Genomic DNA, 13,447 nt, shown 5'->3' with positions numbered 1-13,447 from the left:
ATTATGCAAAATTTCCTAAAAGCAACATTTTTCGTTGGAGATTCTTGAAAAATTATCCGTGTTAAATCTGTTAAATCCGTATGCCAAAATTACCTATAAAAGCCCATCGCTACGCCGCCGTCTACGTTTATTGCGTTGCCGGTAGATTTATTCAACAAACCTCCCACTAAGGCGAAACATGCGTTGGCAATATCGTCAGGCAGGATGATTTCGTTTAACAAAGTTCTTTTGGCATAATAAGCTGGAAGCTCTTCAACTGTGATTCCATAAGCTTTAGCACGACCTTCGGCCCATCCGCCTGCCCAAATATTTGAATCAGAAATTACGGCATCAGGGTTTACTGTATTTACTCTAATTTTGTCAGCTCCAAGTTCGGCGGCCATCAATCTGGTCATGTGGGCTTGGGCAGCTTTTGCAGATCCATATCCAGGATTATTTGGTCCGGCTACAACGGCGTTTTTAGAAACAATATTTACAATATCGCCTCCAATTCCCTGCTTACGCATAATGGCTACTCCTGCTTGAGAAACAATGAATTGACCTTTTACCAAAATATCGTACAACTTATCCCATTCTTCTAAACTGTGCTCAGCTATTGATTTCGAAATACTTATACCTGCATTATTGACTACTATATCCACCCCACCAAATGCCAAGGCTGTATTTTCAAAAGCTGTAAAAGCAGAGTCTTTATCTGTTACATTCAATAAAGTAGAAGCCACTGCATCTTTTCCGAAAAGTTTTAAAAACTCCTCTTTTGCTCCATCTAATCTTTCTTGATTGATATCATTCAAAATAACGCATGCTCCTTCTTCCGCAAATTTCTTTGCGATAGCTTTTCCAATTCCTCCCGCACTACCTGTTATCAAAGCTATTCTACCTGAAAGAGCTTTAGGCTTAGGCATACGTTGCAATTTTGCCTCCTCAAGTAACCAATATTCAATATCAAATGCCTCTTGATGTGGCAATGCCGTATATTCTGAAACCGCCTCCGCACCTTTCATTACGTTGATGGCATTCGTATAATATTCTGAAGCCAGACGAGCCATTGTTTTGTCTTTGGCAAACGTAAACATACCAACACCTGGATAAAGAATCACAACTGGATTTGGGTCACGCATTGCAGGTGAATTTGGATGTTTGCAAGCATCATAATAGGCTTTGTAGCCTGTTCTATATTCTTCAAAAACAGTATCCAAATAAGCTTTATCCTCAATTTTTGCAGGATCTAAAACCAAAGGGGCAATTTTAGTTCTCAAGAAATGGTCTGGACAAGAAGTACCTAAAGGAGCTAATTTTGCCAAATCATTTGAATTGATAAATTCCAAAACTCTACTATCATCCGTAAAATGCCCCACCATTTTTCGTTCTGAAGAACAATATCCTCTCAATGTTGGAGCTAAAGCGGCAGCTTTTTCTTTTCTTTCAGTTTCTCCTAAACTTTCGATTTTTTGTCCACCAAAAACTGGTCTTGTTTTTCCAAAGTTATCTTCCAAATATTGAGCACATTTTTCGATAACTTCTAATGTATTGATATAACTCGAATATGCAGTATCTCCCCAAGTAAACAATCCGTGTGAGCCCAACATTATACCTTTCAAAGCTATACCTTTATCGGCAGCTTCCTGAAGACATGCTCTCAATTTTAAGCCTAAATCAAAACCAGGTCTTTGCCAGCCTACCCAACCGATTTCACCGTTAAATAGCTCCTCAGTTATTTTTTCACCATCTTTTGCAGCGGCAATAGCAATGGCAGCATCTGGATGAAGGTGATCTATATGCTTAAATGGCAAAAAGCCATGCAAAGGTGTATCGATGGAAGGAGCTTTTGAAGCTAAATCAAATATGCAGTGATTGAAAAGCTCCACCATTTCATCTTCAAACGCAATACCTCTGTATACATTTTCAAGATTCAATAATCTATCCATATATAAAGCAGCACATCCAGATTTTTTCAAGGTCCCTATGTCTCCACCAGAACCTTTGATCCACATTACCTCTGTTTCATTTCCCGTTAGAGGGTCTTTGTCTGTAATTTTTACTGAAGTGTTGCCACCTCCGTAATTGGTTAACCTAAGATCGGCCCCTAAAAGATTAGATCTATATATAAAAAGTGCTACTTCGTCACCCGCTAATTCTGCTGCTTTGGCATCATCCCATAGGTAACTGGCATGCTTAAATGAATCTTTATTAAATGACATTTGAATGAAATTTGAATGAAATTTGATTTCTATTTATTTTTTACAAAAATATATTTTCTGTTTTTTTAAACTGTCCTTTACTGTGCTGATTATCTTATTCAGTCCAGGAGTTTTGGCCATTTAATGGCATACAACCAATATACTCTCCTGGAACAGGATCATAAACCAATACATTTCTGCCGATTTCTTCAGAAGTGTAAAAACCCAAAAGAGTTAGACCTTTGATGGTTTTAAAGAAAGTAGGTTTAGGAGGGTCTTTTTCTAAAGAAATCCCCCACATATTTAAGCCTGAGCGAGGTTTGTCTTTATCTTCTTTTTCTAAATATTCTAATTTTTCTTTTTCTGTAATTTCAAGAAATGATTTACCAAATTTAGCATTAACTCCATCTTCAAAATTCCCTAATCCTTCTATCAATTCTTTTTGAGCAACTTCATCCATCGTTTCTTTTACCATTTTGTCGATAAACGGAGGCACACCCATTTCTTTGGCTCCTGGTGTTTTTGTTTTTGGCAAAATAGTTTCGGCTATCTCTGCCACCAAGGCTGCTTGGTAATTTGTAAAAAAAACTGGTTTCCAATCTAAATTCGCTTCTTTTTTACATGAAACTAATATCTCGGACATAGATATACCTACCAAACTTATTCCTAAGGCAGCCGCGGTATTTTTTATCAAATCTCTTCTGTTCATTTTTTTCAATTTTTAGGTATGAGTGCAATGCTATCCTCGATAAGACGCAATGCATTGCGTCTTTACAGGTTTTTCTTGTTAAGCTCATCTATAGCAAAACTTGCTGCCCTAGCTGTCAAGGCCATATAGGTTATAGATGGATTCACGCAGTTTGAGCTGGTCATACATGCTCCGTCTGTTATGAACACATTTTTCACATCATGCAATTGATTGTTTCCATTCAATACAGAGGTTTTTGGATCGCGGCCCATCCTGGCAGTACCCATTTCGTGAACACCTACGCCCATACCTCCGGAATTATCAAAGCTTCGGATATTTTTAAAACCTGATTGTTCCAACATTTCAACTGCATCTGCTTTGATTTTTTTCCTCATTTCCAATTCATTTTCCTTAAATCCTGCATCAAAAACTATCTGAGGCATTCCCCATTTGTCAGTTTTGGTATAATCTAAGTGCATCTTATTTTCATGATAAGGCAGTACTTCGCCAAATCCCATCAAAGACATATTCCAGCCGCCTGGTTTGTAAAGCGAGTCTTTAAAATCGGCACCTACGCCTATTGCATCTCCGCCTCTTCCCCAATTACTTCTACCAGAAGCTCCTTGATAATCGTATCCACGAAGGAAATCTTTGTTTTGTGTAGCTGCATCTAGATTAACATATTTCGGAATAAAAATACCCACTGGTTTCCGACCTTTGTAATAGTCTTCTTCCATTCCATCATAGTCGCCCATAGCACCTACATGGTAATGATGGTCCATGATGTTATGCCCAATTTCGCCTGAATCATTCCCCATACCATTCGGAAATCTATCAGATTTTGAGTTGAGTAAAATCTGTGCAGTAGCCATAGCTGAGGCGTTCAAGAAAATAATTTTAGCCTTAAAAGTATGCTCCTCCATTGTTTCGGCATCTATCACGACTACACCAGTGGCTTTTTGAGTTTGATTATCGTACAATACCTCCTTAACGACAGAATGTGGCCTAATTACAAAATTTCCCGTAGCGTTTGCAGCTGGTAGTGTGGATGCATTTGCACTGAAATATGCTCCATAAGGACATCCTCTGGAACAACGATTGCGGTTTTGGCACTTCCCTCTTCCTTGCTTTAACTGTTCCTCAGTGGGCTCGGTTAAGTGTGCAACTCTTCCTGAAGTTACATATCGACCTTTAAACTTACTTTGAATCTGTTGTTTGAAATGATCTTCGAGGCAATTAAGCGGAAACATAGGTTGAAACTCACCATCGGGCAAATGACTCAGACCTAATTTTTCTCCACTTACGCCAATGTATTTTTCAACATAAGAATACCACGGAGCTATATCTTTGTAACGAATAGGCCAGTCTATTGCAATTCCCTCACGAGCATTGGCTTCAAAATCATGGTCGCTCCAACGGTAGGTATGTTTCCCCCAAATCAAAGACCTTCCGCCAGTTTGATTACCTCTGATCCAATCAAAAGGTTGAATTTCTTGATAAGGATTTTCCAGGTCATTGGTCCAGAAATGTTTGGTATCTTCACCAACAAACCCACTTCTGATTTGAATATGGTGTTTTTTTCGATCTTCTACAGTTAAACCTCCACGGTGATCTTTATCCCATGGGTCTTGCATCATGGTTGGATAATCTTCGATATGATTCACCATTCTGCCTTTTTCAAGTACTAACGTTTTAAGCCCTTTTTCGGAAAGTTCTTTTGCTGCCCAACTTCCGCTCATTCCAGAGCCGACAACAATTGCATCATAGGTATTGGTAGCGTTAAGCTTTGTATTTAGGTTCGCCATTTAAAGTATTTTGGTTGAATAAATGCGAATTTAGGATATTGTTCAAATAAAATGGCAAAAAAATGGGTATAATATTAAAAACAAGGTTTCTATTTCTTAAAATAATTGCTTTATGATATATCGAAATATGAACTTTCAATAAACAATAGATTTTAAACTTTTACAAAAAGTGTGGGGAATTTTCAAAAAAAATAAGCCTCAGTTAAAACCGAGACTTACTTTTTGAAAACAAAAATCAATCAATCAATCAATATTTACTCTTCAAATAATCCAACGCCATTCCATAAGCAACTTTGGCGTTCTCTTCATCAAATTTTGGATTGCTTGGGTTTGCGAATCCATGTACACCGGAGAATATTTTGTAGGTTAATTTCTTGCCAGCCGTATTCATATTAGCGTCAAATTGTTCAATAACCTCTTTAGAAATTCTGGTTTCAGTGGCGAAAAGGCCCAAAACATCAGAATTTAGTTTTTTCAATTCGTCGATATCACTAACAGGCATGCCGTAATACATCACTGAACCGATTGTGTTTTTGCCTCCCAAAATAGCCGAACGCAATGACCAACTTCCACCAAAACACCAACCCACATTGGCTACTTTGGCTTTTGGACCTGCAAACGCAAAAGCACCGTTAACGATATTTACCAACCTAGCGTCTTTGGTTTCTGACATCAATTTTCCTGCTTCTTGTGGATTTGAAGATGATTTTCCATCATACATATCCACAGCCAATACATTTACATTTTCGCCCAAATCTTTATAGAATGTATCTGATTGACGCTCTATGTATTCGTTTAATCCCCACCACTCTTGGTATACAAACAGCCACTTATTAGATTTCTTTTTGGCCTTTATAAAATAACCCTTGGCATCCGTACCATCTGAAGTCTTGAAAGTTATCTTCTTTCCAATACCATCATAATCTAAAGGCAAAGGAGAAGCGTGTAAAGCCTGAAATTCAGGATCGAGAGCAAACTGACGCATATCGTCTGGAAGAAAAGTATGGCAAATAGTAATGCCATCGGTCGATTCTTCATAATTTGAACTTTGAGGCACAAAAAATATGAATGCAAAAATAACGGGCAAAAGAATCAAAATTCTATACATAGTATTTTATGGTTAAATGTTACGTTTTGGAATACAACAAAAAAAAACCGCGTTTGTTTTCGCGGTTTCTAATTTTTGGATTTTTATTCAGCAGGAGGAGGAGTTCTTCTTTTCATTACCAAGCTATCTGCCGGGTAATGTGCTTTTAATGAATCCATTTGAGCTTCTGCCCAAGTTATTAATATTTGTCTCTGTTCGTCAGTCAATTTCGCTTCTTTATGCAACCCAAAATAGGTATATGATTCCAAGGGCATTTCTTTTTTCTCCACCATTTCTTTGGTTTCTTCCAATTTATGATTTTGAACCGCAATCGGCATTTTTGTAAAAGTAGAAAGGTTTAAATGCTTTTTGCCATCAACTACATGATCGTTTAGAAACCATGCGGCAGGCTGGAAATTAGAATACCACGGATAAGCAGTTTTATTGGAGTGGCAATCGTTGCAAGCTACTTCAAGAATTTGCTTTACATCATCAGGCACATCATATTTGGTGGCAATAGCGTAAGTATTGTCGTCAGATAGATTTTTCTCAGGTTTAATAAACTGGATAACCACTAAAACTATGGCTAAACCGATAAGGATTTTTTTAAGCATTGTTGTAATTTTTAAGATGAAAGAATATATTTTTTGAAAAATTTACATGCAATATAGAAAATGAAACTGGTATTATTTTTTTAAAAGTCTCATTATAGTTCAGATTCTTATTTTGCTGATTTTGATTTTGTTTTTTTTGTCTGACTGAATACTCTCACTGGCAATTAGCATAAAATCTCCGGCATTCAATCCTGTTATTCCATTAGAATTTGCAGAATTTTCTACCCAAATTGTCTCAGAGGATTTTCCGTCCACTATTGTTCTTAAAGCGATACTAGATAAATTGTCGTCATCTTTGTTTTGTTCCCATAGCAAAACCGAAGATTTAGGCATTTTTACCAACATTTGGTTACGGGCAGTGGCATCATCCAAAACAAATATTTTCTTTCCATTTAAAGATGTCAATCGAATGCCCATTTCTTGATCAGAACCTGAAAACCAAGAAACTAATCCAGAATTTCCATCAGGTGTCGAAACTGCTCCATTATGAGGACAACCGTTGATTTCCCACTTATCATTGAAAATGATTTCAGGTTTTGAGAAAGTCAAACCATTGTCATACGAAGTCATTTTTGCCATATCTCTAATATTATCATTATTGTCTCTATAAATCACATTAAGAGAGCCATCATTCCCAATCATAAAGTTTATCGGGCAGCAGTCACATACAACAGGATCAATTAATCGCTCAGGCTGAAAAATACCGTTTTTTGAGAGCACCAATCTCAAGTCTCTTTCTTCTCTTTTCGTGCTGTTAGCCACATCTTTAAGATATGAGACAGCTATTTCGTCATTGGTCATCACCACTGCATCAAAAAAACCACGAACTATGCCTTTTTTTGGGTCAGAATCCACATTGGCGGGTTGACTCCATGTTTTCCCGCCATCTTTTGACTCACAGAAAACAATATTTGAAGACCTCCCTCCCCTTCCAGAACTGCTTCCTTGGCTCTCTTCTCTATTTGCAAAAATCGCGACAAAACCACCATTTCTTTTACTTAAAACTTTGGCTCTCATCATTCGGCTGTTGCCTATTCCAGTACCTGAGAAAATCACATTTTTCTTAGAAAATGTTTCTCCTTTATTTTTTGAAAAAGCCACACAAAAAGATACAATTCCTTTCTCGTCTTTTTCAGTCCAAGAGATCATTATTTCTCCATTTGAAGTATTTGCCAAAAGAGGTGAACTATACGTTTTGTTTGGGTCGTTCTCAAAAGGTATCTCAATACCTTTCACTTCTTTTTGATCTGTATTACTAGAATATTTCGAAAAACTGTTTTGAACTGAAGTATTACAAATTGTAATTTCTTGTGAAGGTGAAGTAGCTTTATTTTTGGAAAAATTTAAATTCCAAATACTTAAAAAGAATAACGGGAAGAAGAAAATTAAACGGAACATACGCTGTAAATTTTGAATTTTGCCAACAATTTGGCTTTAAAACTAATGTTCAAAAGTATAAAAATCAGAGAGGAAATGTCAGGAATATTATATAATGTGAGAGAAATATTCGACAAAATGGGATGGGGATTGGGCGTGAAGTCAGTGAGGAAACAGACTTGGGCTAGTAAAGTCAGTGGGGGCATTGACTTGGGCGGGTAAAGTCAGTGAGGACACTGACTTAGGCGGTGAAGTCAGTGGGGACACTGACTTGGGCGGGAAGATATGGGCTTACCCAATGCCGATTTCCTTTCCATTTCGAGACCATTCGCTCCATGAACCAACGTAAAGTTTTGGAATTTCAAAGCCTGCAGAAACCATGGCCAATATAGAATGACAAGCGGTAACGCCTGACCCACAATGTACGATTACCTTATCCAAAGGCCTGCCGTTTATTACTTCTTCGTATTTTTTTCTTAAAATTTCTGGAGAAAGAAATAGGCCGTTTTCATCTAAATTCCCAGTCAAAGGAACATTGACAGCCCCTGGAATGTGACCAGCCACTAAATCAATAGGTTCGGTTTCTCCTCTATATCTTGCAGCATCTCTAACATCTATCACCAAATAATCTGGATTTTGAGCGACATTCTCTACAAAATCTATTTCAACAGTTGGGCTTTGCCAATCAATTATTTGGTAAGTGCTTTCAGCGGTCTTTTTAGTAATATCTGACGAAGTTAAAAACCCAGCTGAAACAGCAGCAAGCATGCCTCCATTTAGTACTTGAACATTTTTATGCCCAATAGCATTTAACATCCACCAAAAACGTGCTGCTGCATTTGCCCCACCTTTATCATCATAAACCACGACATGGCTGCTTGGAGATATTCCGAGGTCATTTAAAGTGTTTGAAAATTGCGAAAGACTTGGTAAAGGATGGCGACCTCCATCTGCAAAATCTGCTTTAATATCAGCCAAATCCGTATCCAAATCAACATAAACCGCTCCTTCTAGATGCTGAGAAAGGTAATTAGTTTTTGCATTTGGACCTTGACTAGCATCTACTAATATTAGATTTTCTTGGCCTTTAAGTTTAAATAAATCTGCCGCTTGAATTATAGCGTTTTTCATAATATTTTTACATTGAATTTCCAATACCTACCAATACAATCGAAAGTAACATCACAGCTATTCCAAATAAAAATGTTCTGAAAGATTTTTGTGAAACACCTTTCCATTCTTTTAAATATAAACCCCAAAGATTAGCCGTTAAAATTATGGTAGCCATGTGAAGTATCCAAGAGCTTGCACCATTTCCTAACTTGCTTTCGCCCATACCATAAAAGAAAAACTGAAGAAACCACATGGTTCCGGCAATTCCCGAAAACAAAACATTGCTTGCTATAGGTGTGTTTGTATTTGTATAATCTCCAAATGTTTTATTCTTGAAATTCAAATACATACACCAAATAAAATTGGTGGTAAGACCTCCCCACATTACGATAATATAGGTTACATTATTTTGAAAAAGCGGGTTGTTTCCAGTAGCAACAGCCGCCTCCGCCATTGGCTTTCCTGCTTCTATTCCAAAGTTGAAAAATGAACTCAAAATACCAGAAATAATAGCGATTATAAGACCTTTTACTAAACTAAATTCTTTTACGCTGGCTTGCTGTTGCTCTTGGGTTAGACTTTTTTCCTTTAATAAACCTGCTCTACCTAAAATTATAATTCCGACTATGCAAACAACGACTCCACTCAAAACTATCTGACCACCAGAGCTATGCAACATTTGAGAAAAGGAAGTTTTGCCATCTGTTGGATTAAAATCGTAATAAATAGCGGGCACCAAAGAACCAAAAGCAGAACAAAATCCTAGAACGACAGAGTTACCAAGAGACATACCCAAATACCTAACGCCTAAACCATAGGTAAGCCCTCCAATACCCCAAAGTAAACCCATTAAAAACGCAACGTTGGTAACAGAAGAAGCTGTGTTTGATATTATTTCAGCAAAATTTGGTATGGTTAAATAAGCCGCAATTGGTGGTACAATCAGCCATGAAAATAAACCTCCGACTATCCAATAACTCTCCCAAGCCCAGCCTTTTACTTTTTTGAAAGGCATATAGAAACTACCTGAAGAAAATCCGCCAATTGAGTGAAAAATTATTCCGAGTAAGGCTTGCATAAGTATTTATAGGGTTGATATTTAAATTTTACAAATATAAAAAACAAAATCCTTTATTACTCTCCTTTACTCTCCTTTTAAAGCAAGCAACACTTAACTTATTAACTGTAAACCGTTAGTATCAAAATCAACAAAATCATTATTAAGTGGCATCATTTTTGTGATTTAATTTACTGTACAATGCACATTAAAACGTAAGAGATTATGAAAAAAATTTATTTCATGCTTCTTACGTGCTTTCTAATAAATATAAGTCTAACGTCTTTTTCTCAAATTCAAGTAACCAAAACGGTTAGTGTGAGCAGTGCTGATCCTAATGTACCGTTTACTTACACAATACAAATCCAATGTCCTAGTACATCTGGAACATGTAATAATGTGGTAATTACTGACCCTTTTAATATCAATTTGGATTATTTGGGGGCTAGTTCACCTACTGGGAACGTTCAATCAATTAATTATAATAGCTCCAATAATACGGTTTCTATTACAATGAATCCGATATTGAATGGTACTACTGACGAAGTACAATTAGTAGCAGCAATAAAAACAAATACAGCAGATGGTACAATAATACCAAACGTTGCTTACGGTGGTCCAGGGAATACTCTACCAAGTAATACTACAAACGTCACAACAACAAACGGAATAATTTACGCTTGGGAGAATGAAATATATAATTATAAATCAGGATATACAGAGGCTTCTGCTGGCAATGGTAGTATTTATCAATTTATGTGGTCAAATAGAAGTCAAAACTTTGCAATTGACAATTTGGTCCTTACCGAAGTATTGCCTTCGCAAATCCGACTTACAAGTCTTCATCCAATAACATATTCGAATGCAATTGGAATAAACTATAACATTTATTTTAAGACTAATTTAAACGCAACCTACAGACTCGCTACAGGTGGTCCCTATGACTTAAGTCAGGCATATTTTTTAGATCTTACTCCTTTTTATCTTATCACAAATGAATATGTAACAGAATTAAGGTTTGATTATCTCAATCCAATCCCAGGTGGTGGACAATTTTATGATTGGTCACCATTTCTAGATATGGGTATAATATACGGGCAGGTAGAGCCGTCTACGCCCGTTGGGACTGATATGATAAATTGTATTTCGTCTACGGGAACAATTAACTCCATTGCAAAAACGGCATCCGCCTGTGCAACTATCAAAACTAGTACACCAACACTGAGTATTTTAGCTGAAAAAGAAGTTGAAAATTTCAGGTCAGGATACTTGCCTGGTGACACATTAGTATTTAATCTTTTTAGTGGTGTAGATGAAGTATCGGGGAAAGACTATGTTAATCCCACTGTTATTGACCTTTTACCACCTGAATTTGAATACATATCCTATGTAGCTGAAGAGGCTTGGGGTGATCCATTTAACGGGACAAACCTACAACCAAGTTTTCAGAAAATTGACGACTACCAAGGAACAGGTCAAACCTATCTAAAGTGGAATTACAATGCCACTATTTTACATAATCCTTTGGCTCAAGCCAAAGTTTTCACTATTAAATTAAAAGTCAGAGTTAAGCCTGGTGTTCCTTCAGGACAACTAAAAAATAAGACTTTTTATAGTTCAGATATAAATGACGAAGTTCTATTCAGCAATTGGTGGGGCTGGTTATATCCAGAAAACTATACAAACATTCTGGATACTGATGATTTAGATAATGACGGACTAACAAATGATAGCTTAACAACAGCTTTTAGGTATTTAAATGTGGTATTTCCTTCTGGTGCAGGCCTAGAATCTATCAAATGGGTAAAAGGAACTTTGGATTCTGATTACACACGTTATCCAGTTATAGGAAATACGTCTCCAGGTGGAACAGCCGATTACAAATTACAAGTAAAAAACTCGGGAGATGTTGCTTTAAAAGAAATTAAAGTAATTGACATTCTACCGTTCGTAGGGGATAAAGGCGTAATAGATTTAAGCAATAGAAATAGTGAATGGAGACCTTTTTTGATTGATGAAATAACTGCTTCAAATCCTGGGGTTTCTGTTTATTACAGCACAGTTTCAAATCCTTGCAGAGATGAATTAACACCTGGAATTCCCACGCCTTGTGTTAATCCGAACTGGAGTTTAACGCCTCCAATGGATATTACAACTGTGCAATCACTAAAGTTTGACTTTGGAGCTTTAGTAATGCAACCAAATGACACGATTGATCTTAACTGGCCTATGCGTGTTCCAATGGGAGCACCTACTGCGGGTGAAACTGCATGGAATTCATTTGGCTATATTGCTACCAGAGATGATAACAACTCGGTCCTTTTAGCATCAGAACCGATAAAAGTTGGAGTAAAAATATTGCCTTCGATTCCGCCTGTTATTGGAAACTATGTATGGGAAGATGTAAATGCAAATGGATTACAAGATGAACCAACAAATAAAGGTTTAAACAATATCTTAGTTGAATTATTTAAACCCTACGGATCTTCACCAAATCCAGCTACTGATTCATTAGTTTCATTTACACTTACCAGCAATGATTCATTTGGAAATCCGGGTTATTATGAATTTTCTAATGAATCTTTAGGTGACAGATACCTAGTTTTTCATAATCCTGGTGGTGATTTTTTGGTTTCACCAAAAGATAGTACTAATAATGACAATATAGATTCGGATGGTAACTCGATCACTCTTTCTGGCGGTGAAATAGTAGGTGTAACAGATATTTTTACTGTAACTGCAATAGTAAACAACACCTTTGATCAGGGATTTCATCATCCATGTTATGTCCCAATCACTGCCTCAGCAAGTAGTAATTCCCCAGTTTGTGAAGGAACGAATATTAATTTACTAGGAGCCTCTGTTGGTGGAACTTTATATAGCTGGACTGGGCCAAATTCTTTTAATTCAAATTCGCAAAATCCAACTATTAATACAGCAAGCACCTTAAATGCGGGCATTTATACTTTAATAGTGACTGATGGAACTGCATGCTCAGCTACAGCAACCACAAATGTTGTAATATCTCTTAGTGTTTCAACTCCAACTTTCGCTCTTGGAGCAACTTCTACAAGATGTCAGGGTGCGGGAAATGTGACTTACAGTGCATCGGCAGCTAATTCAACAGGAATAACTTATGCTTTGGATGCAACAAGTATAGGGGCTGGAAATACGATTAATACTTCGACAGGGCAAGTTTCTTACGTAGCTGGATGGTCAGGTACATCAACAATAACCGCAACAGCGGCGGGTTGTAATGGACCTGTTTCATCAAATCATACTATTACAATTACACCTACTGTTTCTGCACCAATTTTCGCTCTTGGAGCTACTTCTTCAAGATGTCAAGGTGCTGGAAATGTAACTTATAGTGCGTCGGCAGCTAATTCTACAGGAATAACTTATGCTTTAGATGCAACAAGTTTAGGAGCTGGAAATACTATCAATTCTTTAACTGGAGAAGTAACTTTTGCAGCTGGATGGTCAGGTACTTCAACAATAACCGCAACAGCGGCGGGTTGTAATG

10 protein-coding genes are annotated in these 13,447 nt (G+C 37.0%); 2 read left to right on the top strand and 8 right to left on the bottom strand.

From position 1 onward, the window contains the following. Window positions 1–89: 89 nt before the first annotated feature. The 6 genes from EGI22_RS17050 to EGI22_RS17025 all read right to left on the bottom strand — a co-directional run bounded on the left by EGI22_RS17050 (window position 90) and on the right by EGI22_RS17025 (window position 7,772). Window positions 90–2,201: a bifunctional aldolase/short-chain dehydrogenase gene (locus EGI22_RS17050; RefSeq protein WP_255069639.1), complete on the bottom strand. Its 2,112-nt coding sequence runs from the start codon at window positions 2,199–2,201 to the stop codon at window positions 90–92. A gap of 94 nt (window positions 2,202–2,295) precedes the next feature. Continuing rightward, complete coding sequence (locus EGI22_RS17045) at window positions 2,296–2,889, bottom strand: gluconate 2-dehydrogenase subunit 3 family protein (protein WP_255069638.1); 594 nt, start codon at window positions 2,887–2,889, stop codon at window positions 2,296–2,298. A gap of 62 nt (window positions 2,890–2,951) precedes the next feature. After that, complete coding sequence (locus tag EGI22_RS17040; RefSeq protein ID WP_255069636.1) at window positions 2,952–4,673, bottom strand: GMC oxidoreductase; 1,722 nt, start codon at window positions 4,671–4,673, stop codon at window positions 2,952–2,954. A gap of 247 nt (window positions 4,674–4,920) precedes the next feature. Next, entirely contained in the window at window positions 4,921–5,781 is an 861-nt protein-coding gene (locus EGI22_RS17035) for a dienelactone hydrolase family protein (protein WP_255069635.1), read from the bottom strand. A gap of 83 nt (window positions 5,782–5,864) precedes the next feature. Beyond that, entirely contained in the window at window positions 5,865–6,374 is a 510-nt protein-coding gene (locus EGI22_RS17030) for a heme-binding domain-containing protein (RefSeq protein WP_255069634.1), read from the bottom strand. 99 nt (window positions 6,375–6,473) lie between these two features. Further along, the gene (locus EGI22_RS17025; protein WP_255069633.1) at window positions 6,474–7,772 is read right to left on the bottom strand and encodes a sialidase family protein; all 1,299 of its coding nucleotides are present in this window, start codon (window positions 7,770–7,772) and stop codon (window positions 6,474–6,476) included. Between the two features lie 45 nt (window positions 7,773–7,817). Between EGI22_RS17025 and EGI22_RS17020 the strand changes: the two genes are divergently transcribed. Beyond that, window positions 7,818–7,973, top strand: coding sequence for a hypothetical protein (locus tag EGI22_RS17020; protein WP_255069632.1), 156 nt, complete (start codon window positions 7,818–7,820; stop codon window positions 7,971–7,973). 69 nt (window positions 7,974–8,042) lie between these two features. Here EGI22_RS17020 and EGI22_RS17015 read toward each other — a convergent pair whose 3' ends face one another. Together EGI22_RS17015 and rhaT are read right to left on the bottom strand one after the other, a co-directional pair. Continuing rightward, window positions 8,043–8,882: a sulfurtransferase gene (locus tag EGI22_RS17015; RefSeq protein ID WP_255069631.1), complete on the bottom strand. Its 840-nt coding sequence runs from the start codon at window positions 8,880–8,882 to the stop codon at window positions 8,043–8,045. 7 nt (window positions 8,883–8,889) lie between these two features. Beyond that, window positions 8,890–9,942 carry an L-rhamnose/proton symporter RhaT gene (gene rhaT, locus EGI22_RS17010; protein WP_255069630.1) on the bottom strand — a complete coding sequence of 351 codons (1,053 nt, stop codon included), beginning with the start codon at window positions 9,940–9,942 and terminating at the stop codon, window positions 8,890–8,892. 204 nt (window positions 9,943–10,146) lie between these two features. Between rhaT and EGI22_RS17005 the strand changes: the two genes are divergently transcribed. After that, on the top strand, window positions 10,147–13,447 hold a 3,301-nt coding region (locus EGI22_RS17005; RefSeq protein ID WP_310588178.1), incomplete at its 3' end, for an SdrD B-like domain-containing protein.

Source organism: Lacihabitans sp. LS3-19, assembly GCF_024343575.1.
GTDB lineage: Bacteria > Bacteroidota > Bacteroidia > Cytophagales > Spirosomataceae > Leadbetterella.
Note: the sequence above shows the minus strand (reverse complement) of the source record. Positions and strands in the feature narration are given on the sequence as shown.